General features: G+C 44.0%; 24 protein-coding genes and 1 tRNA gene. 17 read left to right on the top strand and 8 right to left on the bottom strand.

What is annotated here, in order from left to right; genetic code table 11:
• Positions 1-233 precede the first annotated feature (233 nt).
• A complete protein-coding gene (locus MHN32_RS09495) occupies positions 234-1,394 on the bottom strand; it encodes a DcaP family trimeric outer membrane transporter (protein ID WP_235366976.1) in 1,161 nt (386 codons plus the stop codon).
• Between the two features lie 314 nt (positions 1,395-1,708).
• Here MHN32_RS09495 and acs point away from each other — a divergent pair, with 314 nt between their 5' ends.
• Together acs and MHN32_RS09505 are read left to right on the top strand one after the other, a co-directional pair.
• Positions 1,709-3,649: an acetate--CoA ligase gene (gene acs / locus MHN32_RS09500; protein ID WP_239421603.1), complete on the top strand. Its 1,941-nt coding sequence runs from the start codon at positions 1,709-1,711 to the stop codon at positions 3,647-3,649.
• Between the two features lie 86 nt (positions 3,650-3,735).
• A complete protein-coding gene (locus MHN32_RS09505) occupies positions 3,736-4,389 on the top strand; it encodes a response regulator transcription factor (protein ID WP_010605647.1) in 654 nt (217 codons plus the stop codon).
• A 47-nt stretch (positions 4,390-4,436) separates the two neighbouring features.
• On the opposite strand, the gene MHN32_RS09510 is transcribed toward MHN32_RS09505, so the two are convergent.
• The 3 genes from MHN32_RS09510 to MHN32_RS09520 are packed head-to-tail and all read right to left on the bottom strand — an operon-like array spanning position 4,437 to position 6,740.
• Positions 4,437-5,621 (bottom strand): VWA domain-containing protein, encoded by a 1,185-nt coding sequence (locus MHN32_RS09510; RefSeq protein WP_239421604.1) that lies wholly within the window; start codon positions 5,619-5,621, stop codon positions 4,437-4,439.
• A gap of 2 nt (positions 5,622-5,623) precedes the next feature.
• Positions 5,624-6,457, bottom strand: coding sequence for a MoxR family ATPase (locus MHN32_RS09515; protein WP_235366981.1), 834 nt, complete (start codon positions 6,455-6,457; stop codon positions 5,624-5,626).
• A 46-nt stretch (positions 6,458-6,503) separates the two neighbouring features.
• Positions 6,504-6,740: a DUF1653 domain-containing protein gene (locus tag MHN32_RS09520; RefSeq protein WP_010377401.1), complete on the bottom strand. Its 237-nt coding sequence runs from the start codon at positions 6,738-6,740 to the stop codon at positions 6,504-6,506.
• Positions 6,741-6,824: 84 nt separating this feature from the next.
• Here MHN32_RS09520 and MHN32_RS09525 point away from each other — a divergent pair, with 84 nt between their 5' ends.
• The 10 genes from MHN32_RS09525 (at position 6,825) to rpoS (ending at position 13,948) form a co-directional block, all read left to right on the top strand.
• Entirely contained in the window at positions 6,825-7,295 is a 471-nt protein-coding gene (locus MHN32_RS09525) for a DUF2947 domain-containing protein (protein ID WP_045962078.1), read from the top strand.
• An 84-nt stretch (positions 7,296-7,379) separates the two neighbouring features.
• Complete coding sequence (locus tag MHN32_RS09530; protein ID WP_010605643.1) at positions 7,380-8,024, top strand: hypothetical protein; 645 nt, start codon at positions 7,380-7,382, stop codon at positions 8,022-8,024.
• Between the two features lie 32 nt (positions 8,025-8,056).
• Positions 8,057-8,350 (top strand): cell division protein FtsB, encoded by a 294-nt coding sequence (gene ftsB / locus MHN32_RS09535; protein ID WP_010605642.1) that lies wholly within the window; start codon positions 8,057-8,059, stop codon positions 8,348-8,350.
• Complete coding sequence (gene ispD / locus MHN32_RS09540) at positions 8,334-9,032, top strand: 2-C-methyl-D-erythritol 4-phosphate cytidylyltransferase (RefSeq protein ID WP_239421605.1); 699 nt, start codon at positions 8,334-8,336, stop codon at positions 9,030-9,032. Before ftsB ends, ispD begins: the two co-directional genes overlap by 17 nt.
• Positions 9,025-9,501: a 2-C-methyl-D-erythritol 2,4-cyclodiphosphate synthase gene (ispF, locus tag MHN32_RS09545; RefSeq protein WP_010605639.1), complete on the top strand. Its 477-nt coding sequence runs from the start codon at positions 9,025-9,027 to the stop codon at positions 9,499-9,501. Before ispD ends, ispF begins: the two co-directional genes overlap by 8 nt.
• Positions 9,498-10,535 carry a tRNA pseudouridine(13) synthase TruD gene (locus tag MHN32_RS09550; protein WP_010605638.1) on the top strand — a complete coding sequence of 346 codons (1,038 nt, stop codon included), beginning with the start codon at positions 9,498-9,500 and terminating at the stop codon, positions 10,533-10,535. Before ispF ends, MHN32_RS09550 begins: the two co-directional genes overlap by 4 nt.
• Before the next feature lie 35 nt (positions 10,536-10,570).
• Positions 10,571-11,311, top strand: coding sequence for a 5'/3'-nucleotidase SurE (surE, locus tag MHN32_RS09555; RefSeq protein WP_010377409.1), 741 nt, complete (start codon positions 10,571-10,573; stop codon positions 11,309-11,311).
• A 9-nt stretch (positions 11,312-11,320) separates the two neighbouring features.
• Positions 11,321-11,959 (top strand): protein-L-isoaspartate(D-aspartate) O-methyltransferase, encoded by a 639-nt coding sequence (locus tag MHN32_RS09560; RefSeq protein ID WP_010605637.1) that lies wholly within the window; start codon positions 11,321-11,323, stop codon positions 11,957-11,959.
• A gap of 123 nt (positions 11,960-12,082) precedes the next feature.
• Entirely contained in the window at positions 12,083-12,904 is an 822-nt protein-coding gene (locus tag MHN32_RS09565; protein WP_239421606.1) for a peptidoglycan DD-metalloendopeptidase family protein, read from the top strand.
• Positions 12,905-12,967: 63 nt separating this feature from the next.
• The gene (rpoS, locus tag MHN32_RS09570) at positions 12,968-13,948 is read left to right on the top strand and encodes an RNA polymerase sigma factor RpoS (RefSeq protein ID WP_010605635.1); all 981 of its coding nucleotides are present in this window, start codon (positions 12,968-12,970) and stop codon (positions 13,946-13,948) included.
• A gap of 85 nt (positions 13,949-14,033) precedes the next feature.
• On the opposite strand, the gene MHN32_RS09575 is transcribed toward rpoS, so the two are convergent.
• From MHN32_RS09575 to pepA, 3 genes are all read right to left on the bottom strand, one after another.
• On the bottom strand, positions 14,034-16,883 hold the full coding sequence (locus MHN32_RS09575; RefSeq protein WP_235366994.1) for a valine--tRNA ligase: 2,850 nt from the start codon (positions 16,881-16,883) through the stop codon (positions 14,034-14,036).
• 20 nt (positions 16,884-16,903) lie between these two features.
• Complete coding sequence (locus MHN32_RS09580; protein ID WP_010377414.1) at positions 16,904-17,350, bottom strand: DNA polymerase III subunit chi; 447 nt, start codon at positions 17,348-17,350, stop codon at positions 16,904-16,906.
• 555 nt (positions 17,351-17,905) lie between these two features.
• Positions 17,906-19,417, bottom strand: a complete 1,512-nt coding sequence (pepA, locus tag MHN32_RS09585) for a leucyl aminopeptidase (RefSeq protein WP_010605633.1) — start codon at positions 19,415-19,417, stop codon at positions 17,906-17,908.
• 196 nt (positions 19,418-19,613) lie between these two features.
• Between pepA and lptF the strand changes: the two genes are divergently transcribed.
• Together lptF and lptG are read left to right on the top strand one after the other, a co-directional pair.
• On the top strand, positions 19,614-20,726 hold the full coding sequence (gene lptF / locus MHN32_RS09590) for an LPS export ABC transporter permease LptF (RefSeq protein ID WP_102056161.1): 1,113 nt from the start codon (positions 19,614-19,616) through the stop codon (positions 20,724-20,726).
• On the top strand, positions 20,723-21,790 hold the full coding sequence (lptG, locus tag MHN32_RS09595) for an LPS export ABC transporter permease LptG (protein WP_102056162.1): 1,068 nt from the start codon (positions 20,723-20,725) through the stop codon (positions 21,788-21,790). The genes lptF and lptG overlap by 4 nt, the downstream gene beginning before the upstream one ends.
• A gap of 93 nt (positions 21,791-21,883) precedes the next feature.
• On the opposite strand, the gene MHN32_RS09600 is transcribed toward lptG, so the two are convergent.
• A complete protein-coding gene (locus tag MHN32_RS09600) occupies positions 21,884-22,381 on the bottom strand; it encodes an RDD family protein (RefSeq protein ID WP_239421607.1) in 498 nt (165 codons plus the stop codon).
• A gap of 317 nt (positions 22,382-22,698) precedes the next feature.
• On the opposite strand from MHN32_RS09600, the gene MHN32_RS09605 reads away from it, so the two are divergent.
• From MHN32_RS09605 to MHN32_RS09615, 3 genes are all read left to right on the top strand, one after another.
• Positions 22,699-22,783, top strand: a tRNA-Leu gene (locus MHN32_RS09605).
• Positions 22,784-23,202: 419 nt separating this feature from the next.
• The gene (locus tag MHN32_RS09610) at positions 23,203-24,594 is read left to right on the top strand and encodes a diguanylate cyclase (RefSeq protein WP_239421608.1); all 1,392 of its coding nucleotides are present in this window, start codon (positions 23,203-23,205) and stop codon (positions 24,592-24,594) included.
• 44 nt (positions 24,595-24,638) lie between these two features.
• On the top strand, positions 24,639-26,441 hold the full coding sequence (locus MHN32_RS09615) for a HAMP domain-containing sensor histidine kinase (protein ID WP_239421609.1): 1,803 nt from the start codon (positions 24,639-24,641) through the stop codon (positions 26,439-26,441).
• Positions 26,442-26,759 lie beyond the last annotated feature (318 nt).

The raw sequence follows: 26,759 nt of genomic DNA on the forward strand, positions 1-26,759 counted from the left end.
TAGCAGCGACTTTATGTCGCGAAAAAGCACACCGTGGCAGCGACTTTATGTCGCGAAAAAATACATCGTAGCAGCGACTTTATATCGCGAAGAAACACATCGTAGCAGCGGATTTTACGTAGCGGAAAAACACATCGTAGCAGCGACTTTATGTCGCGACCAACAATAAAAAAGCGGCCAATAGGCCGCAGTTAGGAAGTGAATTGGTACTAGCCTATTAAAATTACAAAACCTTAAAACACGTACTTCACTGAAAGTTGCAGTCTATCTAAATCACCTTCGAGGCCACTTTCTGTTTCCCGAGTACCCATCTTATATTCAGCACCAAAGGTAAGTTTTTTCACGGGTGAATAAAGTAGGTTTGCGCTGTAACTCATACTTGATTTTGTCGGATCGCCAGTTACCGCCAGCAAATCGCTTTCGTTATCAGCATTAAAGAATGAGTATAAGAATGTTGAGCGGAACTGATCATTCCAGCTATGTTGGTAAGCAATAAAGCCCGACGTCGAGTCAATTGCATGTAACGAGTTACCGTCGTATACCGCACCATTAGCAACGTTCAGTCCTACATAACGACCAAGCCCTTGGCCTTGGGTCAGCATAAACTTCAAGTTATTGTTGCCAAAATTAACACGACCAGATGCACTGACCCCAAATGAGCTTTCAGACTCATCAGCTCCACCGACTTTATAGGTTATTTGGCGCGCAAGTGCCGCTACCGCAATATGACCCCAATCTGCATTGTGTGTGTAACGTGCAGTGAAATCAGGCATGCTAGCGTCATCAGTGACGACACGGCCACTATCTGCAGTGGTAACCGTGCTTTCTGGGTTTTCAATAGAGAAAGACCAGTTTCCCGTGGTGTATTTAGCCATGGCTTGGCGTACGAAAACAGTGCCTTCAGCTGGGCCAACGAAATCTAAAGTCTCTGGTAGCGCGCTAACATTTTGGAAGTTTGACCAAGCTTGACCGAACAAGAAGCCTTTGTAGCTCACAAAGGCTTGGCGAATACGAGGTGAGTAGGAGTTACTCACACGCTCATTGCCTCCAGATGTAGAAATAAAGTCTAGCTCGATTTTAGTCTTGATACTGCTGCCATCATCAAGCTTAGTATCGGTCCCGAAGCTAAAGCGAGATTGGCGAGCGTGCATATCAAACACAGCATCGCTATCTGAGTTAACCCCGACAGGAGTCGTACCAGGAACGTAAAAGTCTCGGCCGATATTTTGCGCACCCAGCGCGCCGTCAGAAAAGTCACTCCAAATGGCATCTAGCTTGATATAACCACCATAGTTAACTTTAGTATCGCCAATCTCAGCCGCAGTGGCAGGGAGAGCGCAGAGGCTACTGATAGCAACTGCGAGCAGTTTTTTATTAATGTTATTCGTTGTCATAATCCAGTTCCTCAATAGCTGTGCTTTGCAGTTGGCAGCAGCCGATATTCATATTAATCATCACTAACTGTTGTTTAAGGTTGGTTTTTACTCAATTACCTATTGGTCTATTAGACTAAGGTGGCATACAGTAAATGAGCGGAGGATAAGGCGATCATAACGTTTGAATTAGGTACAGTCGGTAAGTTGTATGAAACTTTTACGTTTGCAGCTGTTCTACAACTAAGGTCTAATACTTAAACACCCAAGGCTGGGTGATCCTTAGGAAAAGCGTGTCTAGCAGACCTAGACCTCTAAATATAATGGAGATGACTATGTCACAGAGCATTTATCCAGTTCCTGAAAAAATCAAGAACGCAGCATTAATCAACGACGAGCAATATCAAGAACTATATCAAAAGTCGATTGATGACCCCGCAGAGTTTTGGAAAGAGCACGGTCAACGTTTAGATTGGTTCAAACCTTATAGTAAAGTTAAAAATACCTCATTTGATAAAGGCCATATCAATATTAAATGGTATGAAGACGGCGTACTAAATGCCTCTTATAACTGTATCGATAGACACCTCGAAAAGCGCGCCGATAAAGTTGCGTTGATTTGGGAAGGTGATAACCCAGAACAAACAGAAAATATTACCTACCAACAACTGCATGATGAAGTCGCAAAGCTTGCCAATGGTCTTAAGAGTCTGGGCGTTACAAAGGGTGACCGCGTGGCAATCTACATGCCGATGACTCCACAAGCAATTTATGCCATGCAGGCCTGTGCAAGAATTGGTGCTATCCATTCCGTTGTGTTTGGGGGCTTTTCACCTTCTGCGATTGCAGACCGTATTAAAGATTCTGGCGCCAAAGTGGTCATCACCTCAGATGAAGGTCGTCGCGGTGGTAATTGTGTGCCGCTTAAGGCTAATGTTGATGAAGCGGTAGCACAAGTTGGCGTCACCACTATTGAGCATGTGATTGTACATCAATTAACAGGTGGCGATGTTGAATGGAATGCTCACGATGTATGGTGGCATGAATTAGTTGCTGATAAGCCAGCCGAATGTGAACCTGAAATGATGAATGCGGAAGATCCGCTCTTTATTCTTTATACCTCGGGCTCTACCGGTCAGCCGAAAGGGGTAGTGCATACTACGGGTGGATATCTAGTGTATGCATCAATGACCCATGAGTATGTATTCGACCTTCAAGAAGATGATATTTACTGGTGTAGCGCGGATGTGGGCTGGATCACAGGTCATAGTTATATTGCTTATGGTCCACTGGTGAATGGTTGTACTCAAGTTGTATTCGAAGGCGTGCCGACCTATCCGACGTCTGGTCGCATGGGTGAAATCGTTGATAAACATGGCGTTACTATTCTCTATACTGCGCCTACCGCGATCCGTGCTTTGATGGCGAAAGGGGACGAGCCGACAGCAAGTTCTAAGCGTGATAGTTTACGTATTTTGGGTTCAGTCGGTGAGCCAATTAATCCAGAGGCTTGGTCTTGGTATTATGAGCAAATTGGTAATAGTGACTGTCCTATCGTAGATACTTGGTGGCAAACTGAAACGGGCGGCATCATGATCACGCCACTACCTGGCGCGACTGCACTTAAGCCGGGTTCTGCGACCCGTCCATTCTTTGGTATTGCTCCTGCACTATTTGACGCGGAAGGCAATACGCTGACAGGCGCGACTGAAGGAAATCTGGTGATTTTGGATAGTTGGCCTTCACAAGCCCGTACGGTTTATGGCGACCATGAGCGTTTTGAACAAACGTACTTCTCGGCTTATCCGGGCGTTTATTTTACGGGCGATGGTTGTCGCCGTGATGAAGACGGTTACTACTGGATCACCGGTCGCGTGGATGATGTACTTAACGTTTCAGGTCACCGCCTCGGTACTGCTGAAATCGAAAGTGCGTTAGTCGCTCACGAAGCGGTTGCTGAGGCGGCTGTGGTAGGCTATCCACACGACATTAAAGGTCAAGGGATCTATGTCTATATAACGCCAAATGAAGGGGTAACGGTATCTGACGAGTTAACTAAAGAGGTGAGAAATTGGGTGCGTAAAGAGCTAAGCCCAATTGCAACCCCTGACATGATCCAATGGTCTCCAGGTTTACCTAAAACCCGTTCTGGTAAAATCATGCGCCGTATTTTGCGTAAGATTGCAGCCAACGAGTATCAACAGTTAGGGGATACTTCTACACTTGCCGATCCAAGTGTGGTTGATGAATTAATCGAGAATAGATTGAATCGTTAACTGAATAACTTGAATTGCGACCTAATATAAACATACTATAACGGCTGTTATCTTTACGATAACAGCCGATTTTTTAGGAGCATAGCATGTATCAGTTTTTAATCGCGGATGATCATCCTCTATTTCGAGAGGCGCTTAAGGGGGCTCTAAAAGCGCAGTTTGAAGGACTAGAGGTATTCGAATCTGAAAACTTTGACACTACGCTCTCGGTCTTACAACAACAAGAAGAACTAGACCTACTCCTGCTCGATTTACATATGCCGGGCAATGGTGATTTATATGGACTAATTCGGATCCGTGAGGATCACCCAAGTCTTCCAGTTGTTGTGGTTTCGGGAAGCGAAGACCTTTCTATCATTTCTAAAGTGATGGGATACGGCGCGATGGGTTTTATCCCAAAAGCGGCGTCAGTAGAACAAATTACCGAAGCCATAGAGCAAGTGCTCGAAGGTGACACGTGGTTGCCTGAAGGCATGAAAGACAAAGTGGCTGAACTTGAAGGGGAGGACAAAGAGCTTGCCCAACAAGTGGCCTCGCTCACGCCGCAGCAATATAAAGTGCTACAATATTTACACGAAGGCTTGCTGAATAAGCAAATTGCCTACGAGCTAAATATTTCAGAGGCAACGGTGAAAGCACATATCACCGCTATCTTCAGAAAGTTGGGTGTCTATAATCGTACTCAAGCCGTATTGATTGCTTCAAAACTACAACTAGAACCTATCGAAGCGAGTGACTAATTTCGCATCATTGCTTGCAAGGTGCTTACCTTGCAAGCAATGATGCTTTAGCTTAACTCTTTAAACGCCTGACTTAGTCCCTCTATTGTTAGCGGATACATTCTGTCTTGCATTAATTGATTTATTAGCTCTATCGAATGGTAATAAGACCAATAGCTTTGCGGCTGAGGGTTAAGCCAAGCCACCTTACTAAAGTGATTGGTTAAACGATTCAGCCAAGTAGCACCTGCTTCTTGATTCCAATGCTCTACGCTACCTCCGGGATAGGTGATTTCATAGGGGCCCATTGTCGCGTCACCAACAAATATTAGTCGATAGTCTGAACCGTAACGGTTAATTAGCTGATAAGTATCAAGCAATTCGCTGTCACGACGGTCATTATCGTGCCAAACATGTTCGTACACACAATTATGAAAGTAAAAAAACTCAAGGTGCTTAAATTCACTGTGTGCGGCACTGAAGAGTTGTTCACAAAGCTGGATATGGTCATCCATAGAGCCGCCAATATCAAACAGCATCAATACCTTCACTGAGTTATGTCGCTCAGGAGCCATTTTCACATCCAGCATGCCGCCTTGTCTTGCGGTAGCGCGAATGGTTTCATTAAGATCGAGCTGAACGCTTGCTCCACTGCGCGCAAATTTACGCAATTGCTTGAGTGCAAGCTTAATATTGCGGCTGCTGATGTCGGTATTACTGTCAAGATTGCGATACTGCCGTTTATCCCAGACTTTTACTGCTCTGCGATGGCGATTTCCATCTTGGCCAATGCGGATCCCTTCAGGATTATAGCCGTAAGCGCCAAAAGGCGAAGTGCCTCCTGTACCAACCCATTTATTGCCGCCTGCGTGACGTTTTTGTTGCTCAGCCAAGCGTGCTTTCAACGTTTCAAGGAGCTTATCGAGTCCACCCATGGCGTTAAGTTTGGCTTTTTCTTCTTCAGACAGCGACTTCTCAAACTCTTTACGCAACCAATCCTCAGGCAATTGCTGCTGTTGAAGTTGTGAGAAGAGATCAATTGACTCTATTCCCTCAAAGTAATCAGCAAACGCACGGTCGAATTTATCAAACAAGGTTTCATCTTTCACGAAGATGGTTTTTGCCAAAAAGTAAAAGCCGTCCAGATCGGCAAAGCAAACTTCTTTATCCAGCGCCTCTAAACAGTCTAGTAATTCGCGCAGGCTCGCTTTGATACCGTAACGTCTAAGCGTGAGTACAAAATCGATGAGCATGATCAGCGGCGGCTCATAAAGGCAAGTTTCTCAACCAAAGAAACATCTTGCTCGTTTTTAAGTAGCGCACCAAATAACGGCATTAGGCCACCTTGGTTAGATTTGTCATGCAACGCGTCAGGGGAAATATCTTCCGCTAATAATAGTTTTAGCCAGTCGAGTAATTCACTCGTGCTTGGCTTTTTCTTTAGGTTTGGTGTGTCGCGTAATTGGAAAAAGCTTTCGAGTGCTCGTTGTACTAAATTTGCTTTAATATGTGGAAAATGCACGTCTACAATCTGCTGCATCTCTTCTTTGCTCGGAAAGTCGATGTAGTGGAAAAAGCAGCGGCGTAAAAAGGCATCTGGTAGCTCTTTTTCATTGTTTGAAGTGATAATAACGATGGGGCGCACCTTTGCCTTTATTTGCTCGTTAGTTTCGTAGACATGAAACTCCATTTTATCGAGTTCTAACAGCAGATCATTGGGGAATTCAATATCGGCTTTGTCGATTTCATCAATCAGCAGAACGGGGCGCTTTGTGGCGGTAAATGCCTGCCACAGCTTACCTTTGATGATGTAATTGCCAACGTCATTAACGCGAGGATCGCCAAGTTGACTGTCGCGTAAACGCGAGACCGCATCGTATTCGTACAGGCCTTGCTGGGCTTTGGTTGTTGACTTTATATGCCATTGAATTAGTTCGGTATCTAAACTTTTTGCCAATTCTTCGGCGAGTAAGGTCTTGCCAGTACCAGGTTCACCTTTAATGAGGAGTGGTTTTTCTAAAACGATGGCCGCATTCACGGCCTGTTGTAGAGCAGAGGTAGCAATATATTGATCAGTACCTTTAAACATAGTTCAACTTCTTGTGGTCAGATGAGATAGGCTCATCTTGCCACAATCAGCTTTTCGCTGCCAACCCTGCTTCGGTTTCGATTAAGGTAAAGCGAGGCACCGCTTCGCCTTCGACCATAACGTCTTCTAAAAACATTTCAAGTGGTCGAACCCAAAAGCTCATATCTCCATATAGGGTTTGATAAACCACTTGCTTCTCTTGCGTTTCACTGTGCGTTGCCAAGGCGTGCACTCGATATAATTTTCCTTTGTAGTGGCGGTAAATTCCAGGTGTGATATCCACTAATTCAAGCTCCAAAAAATAAAAGCCGTACGTGACGGGCTGAAATGTTATAATCCGTGCCATTAAGACTGAAGGTGTTTAAAGATGAATTATATTGCGCTGGACGATTATAAGAAAGCTTGGGTTTTCAAACATAAAGATCTTCCAATCGAAGAATCCGACCTGGCATTGATAAAACCAATGTCAGCGGCGCGCGCTGCGGTGCTTTGGAGCACTATGGTAAGCAACGAAAAAGATCACCCTGATTTCTTTGATAAAACTGACTGGGTTGGTAAAGCGGACTCATGGCAAGAAACCCTCAATTGGGAGCAACCGTGGGAAGCGGGAGAAGCATTTCCTGAAACTATCGAGCAATTTCTTGATTGGCAAGCTAATACTACCGTGTATTTTTGTCTCTCTCGAGATGATGTGATCGAGACCCGCTTTGACGTGTTTAAGCGATGTTGGCAGAACTTTATGTTTTTGACTGATGGTAGTTTCTTAATAGGAAAAAAACGCAGTTCGGTAGTACAATTTATGGCTGAGGGGCAAGCAAAATTAGGAACCAAGCCGTAAGCAAGTACAACTGAGCAGTTTGCTTTGATTTGAAACATGGCTAGTGTATAAAGGATGTACACCAGTCTACTAAAGTAGATTGCATTGACGGGAGGCGTTTTGGAGCAACAGCAAAATACAATCTGGTATGACGAAGCATCTCGCCTTGTATTTGCCGAGCTTGTAAACGTATTTTATGCCAGAGAGTTGCCGAAACTTGCTGAACTCTCAGATCATACTCGCCTTCAGCGTTTGTTAAACAGCCTGCCGTATTATGTTGAGCGCGCGGCCACACATATTATTCATGGTGATGTCCCGCTTGAGCTAGATAGTTTCAATGGATGTTGGTTAGCAAAGCAAAAATCACAGCCTAAATGTGATGACGCTGCCAACGCAGCATTTTTTACTACTAAGGTGAAAGTGGGGCTGGTGGTTCCCGTGCTATATGCAGACTCGACGGGGACAACCGTGAGGCTCGACAGTGTTGACCAAGTGGGTGAGGCTGACAAATTGCACTGCAACCAATTTGGCTGGTTTAGTGTTAGTGGCAATAGCTTACAAGCAAGTGATGAAGCGCGTGTACAACTGCTAAAACCGACGAAAGCGTTAATGACAGCTGCCTGTTGTGGCCATTCTTGGCACTTTGGCAAGGCGGTAGTACCACGAAGGCTGACGCTAAGGGAAATGCTACTTGCCAGTGCAATTAATTGGCCACAAGTACAAAAAACAAAAACGAGTCAACGATCCTAATCGACTCAAAAAACAGAAGTTTGGATTAAGCAATGCGATTTTTTCAGTTAGCGCTGTTGGTTTTAGCGCTATTTATTCAGTACAGACTTTGGTTCGGCCACAACGGCGTGGAGGACTACACTCGGATAAAATCCGTGGTTAAATCGCACCAAGAAACCAATGCCAACCTCAGTAAACGAAATAAACTATTAAAAGCGGATATCGAAGATTTAAAACTCGGCCTTGAAGGTGTTGAGGAGCGCGCTCGTCATGAGCTTGGCATGATTAAGCCTGGCGAAACTTTTATCCGTGTATTACCGAAAGTACCTCATGAAAAGAAACGATAAACTTGCAGTCGTCATCCCCGCAGCTGGGGTTGGCAGTCGTATGCAGGCGCAGATGCCTAAACAATATATTCCACTATTAGGTAAACCGATCTTAGTACATACACTGGAAAAACTAGCCGGACTTGAGTGCGTCAATCAATTTATGGTTGCCGTTTCCAAAGAAGATGGATATTTTTCATCGGCGTTACTACCTGATAGCCGTTTTAGCTACTGTGAAGGTGGACAAGAACGTGCCGACTCCGTTTTATTGGCGCTAAAAGCGTTAGCACCAAGTTGCCCTGACTGGGTGTTAGTTCATGATGCGGCTCGACCTTTAGTTGCGCTGGACGATATTCATCAGCTGATTTCACAATGTATAAATCAACAGCAAGGTGGCATACTGGCTGCCAAGGTTAAAGATACCATCAAACGCGGTGCGGAGTTGGTACAGGAGACCGTACCTAGAGCGTCGTTATGGCAGGCTTTTACGCCTCAAATGTTTAGGTATGAAGAGTTATTGGCTGCGCTGGAGCTTGGACTTTCTCAAGGTGCAAATATCACAGATGAAGCATCAGCGATGGAATTACAAAATCAGCCAGTCCAACTCATTGCCGCGCGTACAGATAACATTAAGATCACAACGCCGGAGGATTTACCTCTGGCGGAGTTTATAATTCAACAACAAGGTAAACAGCATGATTAGAATTGGCCACGGATTTGATGTTCATAAATTTGGTGGAGCTGGCCCATTGACGATTTGTGGGGAAAAAATTCCTTACGAACAGGGGTTTATTGCTCACTCCGATGGTGATGTGGCAATTCATGCATTGTGTGATGCCTTGTTGGGAGCGCTTGCGCTGGGAGATATTGGTAAGCACTTTCCTGATACCGCGAGTGAATTTGAAAATATCGACAGTCGTATTTTATTACGCCGCGTGATGGAACAAGTGAAAGCGCTTGGCTATCAAATAGGCAATATCGATATCACGATTGTCGCGCAAGCACCAAAAATGCGACCACATATTGATGCGATGCGCGGTAAAATCGCAAACGACTGTGAAGCGCAGCTGGACCAAGTTAATGTTAAAGCAACCACTACTGAAAAGCTGGGTTTTGAGGGACGTAAGGAAGGGATCTCAAGCCATGCTGTGGTGCTATTGGTAAAAGCATGAAGACACTAAATTATCTTTACGGCAAACCGTTATCTGATGGCGATTATAAGTCACAACCAGAAGACTTTAGAGTCGAAGAAATTTTAGATATTCCTTTTACTGGCGAAGGTGAGCACGTTTGCTTGCAGATCATAAAAAAGGGAGAAAACACTGCATTTGTCGCTAAAAAGCTTGCAGAATTTGCTCAAATTTCACCGCGAGATGTCAGTTATGCAGGAATTAAAGACAGACACGGCGTATGTACGCAGTGGTTTAGTGTGCCGGTGCCAATTAAAAAGTCGGTAGATTTTAGTGCATTAAATAGTGACTCTATTTTTGTGGTGCAACAAATACGGCACAATCGAAAGTTAAAAACAGGCTGTCATAAGGGTAATCGCTTTGCCATTACCCTCAGAAACGTGACTGCTCCACTTGATATTCTGTCGCGTATTAATGCCGTACGCCAAGGGGTTCCTAATTATTTTGGAGAACAACGTTTTGGTCATGATGGCCACAACTTAGCCATGGCAGATAGGTTATTTGACGGCGAAAAGATCCGCGATAAAAAGCTCAGAGGGCTGGTGCTTTCAGCCGCCCGCTCTCATCTGTTTAACGAAGTCGTCAGTCGCCGCGTGGCAGAGCATGGTTTGGCAACGACTTGGCATCGTGAAATCTTTTTACTGAGCGGTAGTAACGCCTTTTTTGATTCAGAAATTGATTGCGAGCTCATCGAACGGTTACTGAATGGCGACATTTTGCTTTCGGCGCCATTGGTTGGCAAAGGTGAAAAGGGCTTGTTGCCGCAAGAGCGTGAATGGTTGGCTCCTTTCGCTAAATGGCACGAAGGGTTGGCTGAATTTGGGATGAAAAATGAGCGTAGAGCGCTTAGATTAATACCCGAAGCACTTAAAGTGAGTATGGCTGACAACAGTACGCTCACCCTAGAATTCAGTTTACCAAAAGGAACTTTTGCCACGGCGCTGCTCAGAGAGCTTGTTAATCATAAAGATGCCAGTAAAAAGTTTAATAAACATGAAGAGTCGATACAGCAGTGAGATACTCATTGTCTAACAAGAAAAAGAGGTGAAATATGAAGATCCTATTGAGTAATGACGATGGTGTTCACGCCAAGGGTATTGCTATCTTGTATCAAGCGTTATCACAAATCGCGGACGTAACCGTCATTGGTCCAGATAGAAACTGTAGCGGTGCGAGTAACTCGTTAACATTATTAAACCCGCTCAGAGCGACTACGCTAGATAATGGTTTTATCTCCGTGAATGGCACGCCCACCGACTGTGTTCACCTTGGAGTGAACAAACTGATGGATGAATTGCCGGATTTAGTCGTTGCAGGGATCAACAATGGCGCTAACCTTGGCGATGATACGCTGTACTCTGGCACTGTTGCGGCGGCCACTGAAGGTCGACATGTGGGCTTACCTGCGATTGCCGTTTCTCTTTGCTCTAAAAATGAAGCCCACTACGAAACTGCAGCGCATGTCACGGTAGAGATCATTAAAAAGCTTGCAAACCACCCGCTACCAAAAGACCAAATCATTAATATCAACGTCCCTGATATTCCATTAAGTGACTTAAAAGGGATTAAAGTCACTCGACTAGGCTCACGTCATAAAGCGGATACCATGACCGAACAAATCGACCCATGGGGCCGAAGTGTGTACTGGTATGGCACGTTAGGTCATGAAAGTGACGCTGGTGAAGGCACGGATTTTCATGCTGTAAACAATGGTTATGCCGCTATCACACCGCTCAAGGTGGATATGACGGCTTACGAGAGCTTAGATGCTGTGGCGAGCTGGTTATCTTAAGAGGCGTATGTGCTGAATAATTATCAGGGCAGTGCCAACGCGCTGGTGGAACTGCTAACACAGCAAGGCGTAGAAGATAAAATGGTACTCAATGCCATCGCTAACACGCCTAGACACTTGTTTGTCGATGAAGTGCTTAAACATAAGTCATATGAAAATACTGCACTTCCTATCGGTCAAGGGCAAACGATATCACAACCTTTTATCGTCGCAAAAATGACTGAAGTGTTAAAACAAGTGGGTGTTAAAGGGCGCATTTTGGAAGTGGGGACGGGCTCTGGTTATCAGACCGCCATACTGGCACAAGTGTTTGAACAGGTTTTTAGCATCGAGCGGATCAAGTCGCTGCAGTGGCAAGCGCGCAGAAGGCTGCATTTGCTGGATTTATACAATGTTACCATGAAACATGGTGACGGTTGGAAGGGCTGGGCTTCAAAAGCGCCCTTTGCGGGGATCATTGTTACAGCCGCTGCACAATCAGTTCCAGATGATTTGTTGACGCAACTAGAAGATGGCGGTGCCATGGTCATTCCAATTGGGATTGAAGAGCAAATACTCACGTTATTTGTTAAACAAGGTGAGCAGTTTATTCGCCATGCTCTAGCTCCCGTGCGCTTTGTGCCTTTAATCGCTGGCGAAGTCGGTTAATTTGCTGGTTTTAAAAACAACTCCATAAAATATAACTATTTTTCCAGTAGAATGTGAAAACCAAGCAAAATTAAGTTAGATTGATATGATAGTCGTTGATAGTAGCACTGGAAAATATAAGTAATGCGCAAGTCTCAGGTCATCATATCGATTTATTTAAGCGGCCTGCTTGTTGCCTGTTCGTCGAATCATACGCCTGCACCTGTAACAACTTTATACTCTGGTAAGACCACCTCGTCACATAAAATTAATATTAACGGAAGCAGTTACAAAGTAAAAAAAGGCGATACTTTATTTGCAATTGCATTTAGCGCGAACAAAGATGTAAGAACACTTGCGAAAATCAATAAAATTAAGCCTCCGTACACGATCTATCCCAATCAGATCATTCGTCTAGAATATCCCAGAAATAAAAACAAAAAGAACATAAAATACACGAAAGTAAACCGCAAGTCTCAGTCTTTAAAACAAAAAAGTAACAAAACCTCCAAAAAAGAGCTTGATAAGCCAAATCAACGAGAGTATGTTCAAAGACAAGCCACACAAAAATCTAGTAGTACCAAGGCTTTGTATAATAATAAGGTACTATGGAAATGGCCTGCTGAAGGCAAGGTGACTCGTCACTTCTCTGTTAAAGAGAATGGTTATAAGGGATTGGAGATCTCAAATAAACTGGGCACTTCAGTTAAGGCTGCTGCTGGCGGTGTAGTTGTATATGCAGGGAGTGCGTTGCGTGGGTATGGCAATTTAATCATTCTGAAACATACAGATGATTATCTAAGTGCGTATGCCCACAACGCTAAGTTACTCGTCAGAGAACAGCAAAAAGTTAAAGTTGGGGAAAAAATTGCCGAAATGGGTAGTACAGATGCTTCTAAGACGGCGCTTAGGTTTGAGATCCGTTTTAAAGGTCAAGCTGTAAACCCGGCAAAATACTTGCCATAAAGTAATGCGAGTACATCGATTGGTTCGAGTACCCTTACTTTTATTCGCTTGGGGAGAATACTTATGGCTCACACTGCAAAATTACCTACAAAATCTACTCCTGAGTTAGACAAGCTCGAAGATGATAATATTGACGAACCGAAAGACGAATTACTTGAAGACCTCGAAGACGACGAAGAAGTTTTTGCCAAAGAAGAAGTGGTTAAAAACTTAGATGCCACTCAACTCTATTTAGGTGAAATTGGATTTTCCCCACTGCTCAGTGCAGAAGAAGAAGTTTACTTTGCGCGTAAAGCGTTAAAGGGGTGTGAAGCCTCACGTAAACGGATGATAGAGAGTAACTTGAGATTAGTGGTTAAAATCGCTCGTCGTTATAACAACCGTGGTTTGGCATTACTTGACCTCATTGAAGAAGGTAACTTAGGTCTGATCCGAGCTGTAGAAAAGTTTGATCCGGAACGTGGATTTAGATTTTCTACTTATGCAACTTGGTGGATCCGTCAAACCATCGAACGCGCTATCATGAACCAAACTCGTACCATTCGTTTGCCAATTCATGTTGTCAAAGAGCTCAACGTTTACCTACGTACAGCACGTGAATTGACGCAAAAGTTGGATCATGAACCTACCGCAGAAGAAATCGCTGAATGTCTCGACAAACCTGTCGAAGAGGTCAGCAAGATGCTGCGTCTGAACGAAAAGATTACTTCGGTTGATACGCCTATTGGTGGTGAAAATGACAAAGCACTGCTCGATATAATCGCGGATGAAAAGGGCGGTGGTCCAGAAACCGAAGTGCAGAGCAACGATATTAATAAGCACATTGTTGATTGGCTTGGAGAGTTAAATCCAAAACAGCGAGAAGTGCTAGCGAGACGCTTTGGTCTGCTCGGTTATGAGCCGTCTACGCTTGAAGATGTTGGCCGCGAAATCGGGCTAACGAGAGAGCGTGTAAGGCAAATTCAAGTTGAGGCATTGAGACGCTTGAAGGATATTTTACAACACGAAGGGTTAAGTACCGACAGCCTATTCGAGCAACAGTAATACTTTAATCAGTTAATGAAAAAGCCGCAATATGCGGCTTTTTTAATTTTTGCAGTGGTATAAAACCAACCAAGATAGAAAGCGATTACAAGCTTTCTATCTTTGCTTTTTGTTCAAGTAGCTTCGTTTTTGCATCGCTAAACTCAGCTAATTTTGCTTTCTCTTTAGCAAGTACCGCTTCAGGCGCATTACTTACAAACTTTTCGTTTGCGAGTTTCTTTTCGACCTGCTCAAGACCTTTTTCTGCTTTTTCAAGCTGTTTGGCAATACGTGCAAGTTCAGCTTCTACATCAATCAGACCTGCCATTGGGATCATGATTTCAAGGTCGCCGATAAACGCAGTCGCACAAGCTGGTGCTTCGTCTTTGCTTGCAAGCAAATCTACCGTTTCCAGTTTTGCCAGAGCACTTAAGAAAGCTTGGTTTTCTTCTAGACGACGTTTGTCATCTTCGCTTGCACCAGTAAGTAACACGTTTAGCGGCTTGCTTGGACTGATGTCCATTTCACCACGAATGTTACGGATAGCAATAATAAACTGCTTCACCCACTCAAGGTCTGCCATCGCTTGCGCATCAACTTTGCTTTCGTCGAATACTGGGAACGCTTCAAGCATAATTGTCTTCGCTTCGACACCTGCGATTGGTGCTACACGTTGCCAAATTGTCTCTGTGATATAAGGCATTAGTGGGTGCATTAAACGAAGTAAGCCTTCCAATACGGTGATAAGCGTATGACGTGTACCACGTTGCTGCGCTTCATTGCCTTTAAATAGAATTGGCTTAGTTAGCTCTAGATACCAGTCACAGAATTGGTTCCATGTGAACTCATAAATGGTATTTGCCGCAAGGTCAAAACGATAGTTATCTAAGTGCTCAGAGAACACCTTAACTGTATTTTGGAATTGGCCTAAAATCCAACGATCCGCTAGAGAATACACTTTTTCGTTATCGTTGAAGCCACAGTCTTGTTCTTCTGTGTTCATCAATACATAACGGCTAGCATTCCACAGCTTGTTACAGAAGTTACGGTACCCTTCAAGACGGTTCATATCCCAGTTGATATCACGTCCCGTTGATGCCATTGCTGCAAGAGTGAAACGCAATGCATCAGTACCGTGTGCTTCAATACCATCGACAAATGTTTTGCGCGTATTCTTCTCGATTTTTGCCGCAAGCTGTGGCTGCATCATGTTGCCAGTACGTTTTGTCACTAGGCTCTCAAGATCGATACCGTCAATCATGTCTAGTGGATCTAACACGTTACCTTTTGACTTAGACATCTTATCGCCATTTTCGTCGCGAATAAGGCCAGTCACATAAACGGTCTTAAATGGAACTTGAGGTTTACCATCTTCATCTTTGATGAAATGCATGGTCATCATGATCATGCGAGCTACCCAGAAGAAGATAATATCGAAACCAGTAACCAAGGTATCTGAAGGGTGGAATACCTTTAGATCTTCCGTGTTTTCAGGCCAACCTAACGTTGAGAAAGTCCACAGTGCAGAAGAGAACCAAGTGTCTAGTACGTCTTCATCTTGTGTCAGCGTTACGCTCGCATCTAGGTTATGGTTTTGACGAACTTCTGCTTCGTCACGACCAACATATACATTACCTTCGCTGTCATACCATGCCGGGATCCTGTGGCCCCACCAAAGTTGACGGGAAATACACCAGTCTTGAACATCACGCATCCAAGAGAAGTACATGTTCTCGTATTGCTTAGGTACAAATTGAATATCGCCATCTTCTACCGCTTTTACCGCAGGCTCAGCAAGAGGAGCAACGCGAACATACCACTGATCGGTAAGTAATGGCTCGATAACTACGCCAGAGCGGTCGCCGTAAGGAACGGTTAGACTGTGATCGTCGACTTTCTCAAGTAGACCAAGCTGTTCAAATTCATCAACGATTTGCTTACGCGCATCGAAACGGTCAAGGCCGTGGAAACGCTCTGGAATTGGTGCATCCATCGCTTCAAGTGGCTTACCATCAAAAGTAAAGCACTCACCCGTATTTAGAACAGCCGCGTCTTTGTTGAACACGTTGATCATTGGCAGCTCATGGCGCTTACCAACTTCGTTATCGTTAAAGTCGTGTGCTGGCGTGATTTTTACGCAGCCCGTGCCTTTTTCCATATCTGCATGTTCATCGGCAACGATAGGAATGCGACGGTTGACGATAGGAAGTAGAATTTCTTTACCAATTAAGTCTTGGTAACGTTCATCATCCGGGTTTACTGCAACGCCAGTGTCACCAAGCATGGTTTCTGGACGAGTGGTTGCTACGATAATATAGTCCTTACCATCTTTTGTGGTTACGCCATCCGCAAGTGGATAGCGTAAATTCCACATATGGCCCTGCTTGTCTTTATTCTCAACTTCTAAATCAGAAATCGCAGTGTGTAATTTAGGATCCCAGTTAACTAGACGCTTACCACGGTAAATTAAGTCATCTTGATATAGGCGAACGAATACTTCTTTTACTGCTTCAGACAAGCCGTCATCCATCGTAAAACGTTCTCTATCCCAATCTACAGACGCGCCTAAACGGCGTAACTGTTTGGTGATTGTGCCACCTGATTGCTCTTTCCATTCCCAGATTTTATTGATGAATTCGTCACGGCCTAAATCATGGCGTGATTTACCTTCTTCAGCTGCAAGCTTACGCTCAACTACCATCTGAGTGGCGATACCTGCGTGGTCGGTACCCACTTGCCATAGTGTGTTTTTGCCTTTCATACGCTGATAGCGGATCAAAGTGTCCATGATAGTGTCTTGGAACGCGTGGCCCATGTGTAGACTACCTGTGACATTCGGCGGTGGGATCATAATCGAGTATGCGTCACCATTGCCTGATGGCTTAAAGTAGCCATTTGACTCCCAGTCTTGATACAAAGACTGTTCAATATCTTGTGGATTGTAGGTTTTATCCATTACACAGAACCCTAAAAATGCTATTTCTCAATGTCTTCAGTGGAAATTGTTGCGCCAAGTGCACGAAGTTGCTTAAAACGTTCTCGTGCGGCTTGCTTAGCGCTGGCTTCAACAGGCACAAAATCTATCACCTGTTCAAAGCGACGAATAAAGTCAGGGACGACCCGAGCCAGATTAATGAGCACGGGGCGACGAGCAGCAGGAGGCATAGTGCCAATTTCCACCGGTGCGCCGCCCTTGGGGCCTTCGCCTTGTAAGTTGTGGGGCACAAACCTGTCTGCGTCAAAACACCAAAGGTGCTCATCGAATAAATGAGCGTCGTCAGTATTATCGACGTTAACAAAGATACGGTGTCCAGCTTGATATAAGCTCGCCGCAGTTTGTGCTGCCAGATCAAAATGAGCCGGAACGCTAATCCCCGGCTCATCGTTTTGTTTTAACACGTAAAAGCGCGCTTTGATAGTCATGATAATAATACCAATTGCGAGGAGTACTGAGGTTTGCCACAGGCTCCACAGCTGCTCAATATCTGTAATCTTGTTTACCGTGATAGCGTAGACGAAGAAAATCAGTATGCGCGGCTTAGTTTAAAACTAATTATAGCGCCACTTAAATGCACATAAATAAGCCTGTATTCTGCCATATAAAGGCAATACCATCAATCAAGAACCAGGCGAAGAAGAATAAAATATGGCAAGTGGTGAGAAGTGCTTGCTGAGATGGTTTAGTTGCTTTGTAGGCTTAATTTGGCGCGGGATATAGTCGCGGGGTAAACCCGCTGCTACATCATGTCGCGGGGTAAATCCGTTGCTACATGTCGCGGGATAAACCCGCTGCTACATGTCGCGGGGTAAACCCGCTGCTACATCATGTCGCGGGATAAACCTGCTGCTACATGTCGCGGGATAAACCCGCTGCTACATCATGTCGCGGGGTAAACCCGCTGCTACGGTTTGGATTAGCCTTTTGTAGCAGCGACTTTATGTCGCGACTTATGCTTGTTAAGTATCGCGACTAGACTATTAGTCTTGCTGCGCGTCCGTGATATTGGCGCGGTTAAGTAAGTATTGCATCAGCATAGGCACAGGACGACCTGTAGCGCCTTTGTTCTTGCCGCTGCGCCATGCTGTACCTGCGATGTCTAAATGCGCCCAGTTGTACTTTTTAGTAAATTTAGACAAGAAACACGCGGCTGTAATTGTGCCAGCTGCGCGACCACCTAAGTTCGTAAAGTCTGCAAATGGGCTCTCAAGTTGTTCTTGATAATCATCCCAAAGCGGTAGTTGCCACGCTCTGTCGCCGCTTTGCTCTGACGCTTTTAGCAAATCATGGGCAAGCGGGTTATGGTTCGATAATAAACCTGTTGCATGGCTACCAAGCGCAACAATACATGCCCCCGTTAAAGTCGCAACATCAACAACGGTTTCAGGCTCGAATGCTTCAACGTAAGTTAGTGCATCGCACAGTACTAAGCGGCCTTCGGCATCTGTATTGAGTACTTCAACGGTCTGGCCCGACATAGTGGTTAAAATATCGCCCGGACGGTAAGCATCGCCTCCAGGCATATTTTCGCAGCCAGCTAAAACGCCAATCACGTTAAGTGGCAGTTGCATTTGTACGACAGCTCGCATTAAGCCAAGCACGCCCGCGGCTCCGCCCATGTCGTATTTCATTTCATCCATCGCTTCGCCAGGTTTGATAGAAATACCACCTGAGTCAAATGTTAAGCCTTTACCCACAAACACGATTGGTGCTTGGCCTTCGTCACCACCGTTATAGTGGATAACTGACATCACTGATTCGTTGCGACTGCCACGGCCAACCGCTAGATATGAGTGCATACCCAGCTCTTCCATTTCTTGTTCGCCAACAAGGTTAACGGTAACGTTATCAAAGTCTTCAACCAACTGTTGTGCTTGCTCGCCCAAATAACGAGGGTTGCAGATGTTTGGCGGCATATTAGCAACGTCTTTACACAGCTTACTACCTGCTGCGATAGCAAGACCGTGCTCAATCGCGCTTTCACCGATTGTTAATTCACGACGCGTTGGTACGTTAAAGACGATTTTACGTAGCGGGCGTCTAGCCTCACTCTTTTTGCTTTTTAGTTGATTAAAGGTATACAGGCAATCTTGCGTGGTTTCGACCGCTTGGCGAACTTTCCAGTAAGTATCACGGCCCTTAACATGTTGCTCGGTCAGAAAACATACCGCTTCCATTGAGCCCGTTTCATTTAACGTATTGATGGTCTTAGAGATGATTTGTTTGTATTGTTTATCGTCGAGCTCTCTTTCCTTACCACAACCCACCAACAAAACGCGTTCGCTGAGTACATTTGGTACATGATGAAGAAGTAGAACTTGTCCTGGTTTGCCTTCAAGATCACCACGTCTGAGTAAATTTGAGATATAGCCTTCGCTTATTTTATCCAGCTGTTCACCAATTGGTGAGAGACGGCGTGGCTCGTATACACCTACAACAATACATGCGCTACGCTGTTTCTCTGGACTACCACTTTTAACGCTGAATTCCATTGCGACTCCTGAGTCTTTGTCATGTCATTTTGAACTTTTTATGCCAGCACACTTTCCTACATTAAAGTCATGAATATGCTTTAACCTTAGGTAGGATATTCCGGCGCATTGACATATAATAAAGTGACTAAAATAATCAGTTTACTCAATTTTTCCCACTATTCCAGTGAAACAAGACGTTTTATAGGGACGAACATTGCTTATTTTCCGCTATTTAACGGGTGAAGTACTAAAATCTCAGGTTGCGGTTTTTCTCACCTTAATGACAATATTTTTGTCACAAAAGTTTGTACTCATTCTGAGCTCAGCGTCTGAAGGGAGTATACCGGGTAAGTTAGTACTTGCTATGCTTGCGTTGAAACTGCCACAGTTGGCCGGATATATTTTACCGCTTAGTCTCTTTCTAGGGATCATTTTAGCCTATAGTCGCATCTACGCCGACAGTGAAATGACGGTACTGCGCGCTTGCGGGGTCAGTGAGTGGTATGTGGTTAGGGTGACTTTAGTCTCTAGTGTGTTTTTTGCATTACTGGCCGCTTGTGTGAGTATGTATATTGCACCTTGGGCGAGCGAAAAAGAGTACCAATTAAGAGAGCAAGCCGATGCGGAGTCGGGGCTTTCTACTCTCAGAGCCGGTAGATTTCAGCAAACGGGCAATGAAAAAGCGGTGGTATTTGTTCACGGCATTAGCGAACAAGGCCGCGAATTAGACAAAGTGTTTGTCGCGCAATTGCCCGAGAAGGACTCAAATCAAGCCGCTCGTTTAGTGTATGCGCAAAAAGGTGAAGTGATTGAGCTTGATAGTGGTGAGCAGCAACTACTCCTTCATGAAGGTAAGCGTTACGAGACTGATGGCTTCAGCCAAGCACTTAATCGCACTGAATTTGGTACTTATCAAGTGCAAATTAAAGAACAAGAAATTGAACACCAGCGCCGTAAATTAGAGGCTATTCCAAGCTTACAGTTACTTGAAATGGATACGCCAGAAGCAAAAGCGCAATTTCAGTTGCGATTGTCGGTGCCTATTTCCATTTTGTTACTCACTCTATTGGCTGTGCCTCTGAGTGTGGTTAACCCAAGACAAGGCAAGTTCGCTAAGCTCGTGCCAGCAATTACCCTGTATTTGGGTTATTTCATTTTACTCAATGCAGGCAAGTTTTTGTTAGCTGAAGAAAAAGTACCAGCCTCAGTCGGTCTCTGGTGGATCCACTTAAGTGTGCTCTTTATTGGCGTTTATTTAATTGCTAAAGGAAGACCTTTTGGTGTGTGGGTTCGCTCGGTATTTATGAAACGGGAGACGACGGTATGATGAAGACGCTAGATTGGTATTTAGGGCGTAGCATCTTACAAACCACAGGTTTCGCGCTATTAGTTTTTGTTGGGATCAATACGCTTATTAAGTTTATTGAGCAACTGCGCTCGGTTGGTCGTGGCAGCTATGATTTACTCGGTGCCATGCTCTATACCATTTACAGCATGCCAAGCGATATCGTGGTATTTTTCCCGATGGCTGCGCTGATAGGTGGCCTGATTGGGCTTGGTGCACTTGCCTCAAGCAGTGAACTAATTGTGATGCAAGCGGCTGGGTGGTCGCGTTTTCAAATTATTATGTCGGTGATGAAAACGGCAGTGGTGCTTGCACTACTGATGATGGCGCTTGGGGAGTGGGGCGCACCAAAAGCGGAGCAAACCGCAAAACGGTTAAAAAACGAAGCAATTTATGGCGGTGAAGTCTACAGCGCTCAGCGTGGTGTTTGGGCGAAAGATGGCGGCAATTTTATTAACATTGGTAATGTTGAAAAAAACGGTAAGCTTAAAGATATCGCGATTTATTATTTCGATGATTCACTAACACTGGCAAAAATAGTACGTGCTCAGTCGGCGCAAAGTATGTCTAACGGCTGGCAATTGCAAGACGTGGAAGAAGTACATATCGATCAACAGCAAATTACAACGCATTATTCAAAATCAATGCTCTACGAGTCTGAATTAAGCGAAGACAGATTGGGTGTCGTGTCGGTAGAGCCTGATGCTTTGTCTTTTACGGGGTTATGGTCATTTCTCGCTTATCTAAAGCAAAATGAGCAAGATTCAAGTAGCTATGAACTCGCGCTGTGGCGTAAAGTGATGCAGCCGCTGACGATTGGGGTTATGCTACTAGTGGCTTTGTCATTTATCTTCGGGCCACTGAGGACGGTGAGTATGGGCGCGCGGATTATTATGGGCGTGGTAACAGGCTTAGCCTTCCACCTGAGTAATGAAATTTTTGGCCCTATTGTGATGGTATATCAAGTTCCACCGGTGGTTGGCGCGTTAATGCCAAGCTTGTTATTTATTGGATTGGCTATCCATCTGCTGAAGAAACAAAATTAACGTTTTGAATTAAATAAAGAAATAGGCCTCATGTTGAGGCCTATATTTTTTATGGACATGGCTAATGGAATAGGCTGCTATTTGAAGCTTAGATTAATCTAAGCTGTTATAAACCTTTTTATTTTCCTCTTTGCTGAGTACTACCACTTCAGTGCCACACAGCATATCCTGGAGCGATCTTTTCTTTTTAAAGTCTAACAACACTATCAGATTACCCAGCCCAAGTAGTGCGCATAGGCTACGAGCGATTGCTTTTGGCCAAGTTAACAGTGTTCCGTCGGGGTTTTGCACTTTTAGGCGCCATGCGCGCATGCCGATAGTTTGACCGCTCTTAGTCCAAAAATAGGCAAAAAACAGCACTGAAACCAACACTAATAAAGTGGCTCTAAGTGTATATAAAATGGGATCCGCTTGGATCAGCGCCGATACGTCTTCATGATTACCAAGCGTGAGCACGTTAAATGAAATTAAGGCATTGATAGTTAGTAAAAATAACACGGTAGTCAGCATTGCGAACGCGACGACCACTAAGCTGTCGTATATAAGTGAAGCCAAGCGACGGCTGAAATTCGCTGGAGCAAAATGTGACATAACAACTCTCATAATTACAAGGTTGCGGGGTATTTTACACATAAACCGATAAAACGTTTACTGAATTACATTAACTAATGGATTAGTAATGCCCTGTCTTTATAGCTTTGACATGAATAAAGTTGAATTTAGAGCAATATTTAACTGCTTGTGTGCAAATAACAAGCAGTTAACGCCTTATTGCAAAAAAATTACTTGCCGTTCTTAATCGCCTTTGTATAATGCAAAGCATAGAGACGAAGGCAAATAAAAAAAGCCTGAGCTCAAAGTGGTTTTTCTTTATTTTCTCTTGTTTTAGAAGATGAAAGAAAAATTATGCCAGTGTGATGGAATTGGTAGACATGACGGATTCAAAATCCGTTGCCTTCGGGCGTGGCGGTTCAAGTCCGCCCACTGGTACCACTTTTTATAACCCTTGCTTTTTAGCAGGGGTTTTTTTATGCCTCAAATTTATGCTTTGAAATTATGATATCGGACTTGGACGCCACGCGGGTGGCGCTAATACAGGTTAAGAGTCCGCCCACTGGTACCACTTTTTATAACCCTAACCAATTGGTTGGGTTTTTTTATGCCTCGAATTGTAGGTCGAGATTTATCTCGACGAACGAATTGGTCTTATCTCGACGAATTAATTTAAGCGCCACATCACTGGTGCTATTCGCCGCTACAAATCAAGCTGTCTCCACGATTCAACCCATTCTTCTAAACAGACAGTTACTTCCCCACAAAACTGGCGGTTTTCGGTAAATTGCCTATGCTTTTGTAATTAAATTGGTTTATTGTAGATTTAAGCTGCTAAATTTTATTAGGCAAGAGAGGCGATGAAGGTAACTGTAGAAAAGCAAACCATAGTGCTGTTATCGTTGTTTACCATCGTGTTCTGGAGTTTGACTTTCTACGCGGTAAAGCTTATTTCTCACTCTATTGTGGTTCAGGAAGTAAGCGAAAGAACCGAAACGGTAAGGTCTAACATTTCACTTGTCCGCGCTAAAATTGAAAACGCCATATTTATGGACACCTATCTGGCTGAGAGTTTAGCGACCTTTGTTACAATTGATCCTGACTTTGCAATTGAGCATTGGTCTCATGTGGTTGCTAAAGCCGTTGAAAAGTCGACGCTGATTCGCCATGTCGGTCTCGCACCAAATAATATCATTAGTCATGTCTATCCAGTTGAAGGGAACCGAGCGGCTATCGGTTTCGATTTTCGCACTAACCCTGAACAATTTCGCACTGTTGAAATTGCAAGAACCTCTCAAAAGGTATTTATCGCCGGTCCATTACAGCTAGTGCAAGGCGGTGAAGCGTTGATAGCGAGGTTTCCTGTGTTTTCGGATTATCCGAGGAATGAAAACTACTGGGGCGCGATTAGTGTGGTTCTAGATTATCAGAAGCTGCTTGAATACAGTGGCATTAACGAATTGGACAGTGCCACTTTAGCGATTCGAGGTCGAGATGGACTCGGTGAACAGGGGGATGCCTTTTATGGCTCTGCTACCTTGTTTGAAACACCAGATTTAGTCATCCCAATCAACTTACCATCTGGTGAGTGGCAGCTTGTGGCTGATTATCAAATAGACGAGAGCACTTATGCAAAAGCAAGGCAACAAGCTCAGATTTTGGTTACTGCTGTTGCCTCAATATTGTTTCTCTCGTTATTAGTGCTCTATCGATCGTATCACTTAGCACATACCGCCTCGTTGCAAGATGATTTAACTAAGTTGCCCAACCGTCGCTATGCGATTAGACAACTCAATACGTTACTTGGTCGTTCAGAGCAACCGTCATTTGTGCTGCTTAACCTCGATCTAAATAATTTTAAACAAGTAAACGATAAGTTTGGTCATGAAGTGGGAGATAAGCTGTTACTCCATGTCTCGTCAATTTTGATGAACTCAGTGCGTGTGTATGATTTTATCGCGCGATTGGGGGGGGACGAGTTTGTTATTATTTTGCACAGAGTTTCAGAGGACGCTTTGGTTAACTCAATTATAAAAAATATTAAGGAGCAGGTTGAAAAGCAACCGCTACAAGTTGATAGACACACTATTCAAACGACGGTGAGCGTTGGTTATGCTTTTCCTTCAGCAAATCAAGATAGTGTTTCGGAACTCATGGCTCGCGCTGATCACAACATGTATTACGATAAAAACCTGTCGCAACGACAACAAAAAGAAAGTGAGGTTTTGGAAACAAATCAGGAAACCCAATAGAACTATACTAAGCTTACAGAGTATCAATTAAGTGAGAATGTGCCGTGCAGCTAAAGCAGTCAGTTCTATTTTTCAAAATTGCCGCGTTGACTTCTGCGATTGTGATCATTTTTGTCAGCTGGTTTTTGTATTACGAAGTGAGTCGTAGTGCCCGCCTTACCGCACAACTTACTCAGCTGCAAACCGCTCTACAACGAACCATGGATCAAGAAGAGCATATTCTTATTCGAGCACAAAAAGATGATGTTTCTGCTATCCCACAATTAAAGTACAGCTATCAGGATAGCTTTAGTAGCTTGCTTAACTCTATGGCCAATGAAGAGGCCTTGCTGCCTTTGCTATTACAACTCGATGAACTGTCAAAAGCCTACTTTGGTAAACTAGATGAACTCATCCGTTTGCATGAGCAACTCGGCTATGACGAAAATGCAGGTATTTATGGTGAGTTCAGACGTAGCGCCCATGCCTTGCAGGATCGAATTTCTGGTAAGGCTATGCCTCAGTTGGAAATTGCCATATTGGAATTAAGGCGTCGAGAAAAAGACTTTTTGTTAAGAGCTGACTTAAGTTATTTACAGCAGCATGAACAACTTGTCATGCATGCTGAGCAACTAATCAAAGACAGTGCGCTTAGTGAAGAGATAAGCAACTTGCTTAAACGTTATGAAGCGGGCTTTGCAAGCTATGTTGCTATTTTGCGAAAGCTAGGTTTGCACGATGGTGAAGGCGTACGTGCGGAGCTATTCACCGAGAAGCAAAAATTAAGAAGCCAGTTTGAACTGGTATCAATCCGTACCCAAGCCGTTACGCAAGAACGTAAAGAAAGTATCATTTTATATGGCCTCATTTTAATTGTACTGATGAATATTGCTGTGCTTATCTTACTGAATTATCAAAATAGCAAAGTCACACGGCATATACTGGCTATCAATAAAGTACTCGTAAAAGTTGCTAAGCTTGAAGACTTTAGCTTAAGGGTGAATATTGACGGTAACGATGAGATTGCACAAATTGCTCATCAACTCGATGACCTATTAGCATTTATTGAAACCTTGCTTGCGCGCCTAAGCGCAGCGCAGCAACGCTTAATCGAAGAAGCCAAAATGGCGAGTTTAGGAAATATGGTGAGTGGCTTTGCTCATGAGCTTAATACGCCGCTTGGTGTTGCTATTACCAGTCAATCGCATTTAAAAGAGCAAGTCGCGACACTAAAATCACAACTTGAACTTGGTAAGTTACAGCGGCAAACCTTGACGACACTAATTACCGAGGCAGAAGCCGCGCTATATTTATTAGAAAACAACCTCCACCGTACAGCCTCGTTAGTAGATGATTTTAAGCTAGTGGCAGTGAATCGAGAGTTTGAAGAAAAGAGTACGTTCAACCTTAAGCATTTAGTTAAAAATGTCTTTGATTGCTACCAATCAGAATTAAACCAAGAAGACTATGCCATTGAACTCGAAATCCCCGAAAACTTAACTTTAATAAGCTACCCGTCGGTGTTTAGCCAAGTTGTTGGGTACAGTATTAACAACTGCATCAAGCACGCCAAGATTGACGGGCAAAAGCTCAATATTGTGGTATCTACCGTGTTAATTAATGACTATATCCATTTTTATTTTAAAGATGATGGTGCCGGTATAGATAAAGAGCTATTGCCTGCTATATTTGAGCCTTTCGTTACTTCAAAGCGTTTTTCGGGGGGGACAGGACTTGGCTTGAGTATTGTATATAACTTAGTAACACAGAAGTTGAAGGGCGAAATCAAAATGCAAAGCCCTGCGCATGGCGGTGCCTGCTTGCATATTATTTTAACTGGAACAGAGTTTAATTTTATAGAAGAGTAAGTAACCTGAGCTTTGGATAATTAACGCCTTTCTAGCAGCCAGTTTTTGTGCTAACTGCGTTGAATTCACTTCCAATAGCTAGCTATTGGTGCATAAATTCGTCTGGTTATCCCCAAAACTCTCTGGCTAGATAAGGAAATAATTTAATGTGAGTTTAAAAGCAATTAGTTAGCTCATTCCTTATCCAAACCTCAGGTTAAGTAATCTCAGCATGGAATAACAACTCGCGCTCTAGCGGTCGTTATTTCTTATACCGATTTGCTTATCTGAATACAGCTTATGTAAGGTAAATAAAGTAAAAAAAGCCAGCATGACTGA

The organism is Pseudoalteromonas sp. Of11M-6 (genome assembly GCF_022347905.1).
Taxonomy (GTDB): domain Bacteria; phylum Pseudomonadota; class Gammaproteobacteria; order Enterobacterales; family Alteromonadaceae; genus Pseudoalteromonas.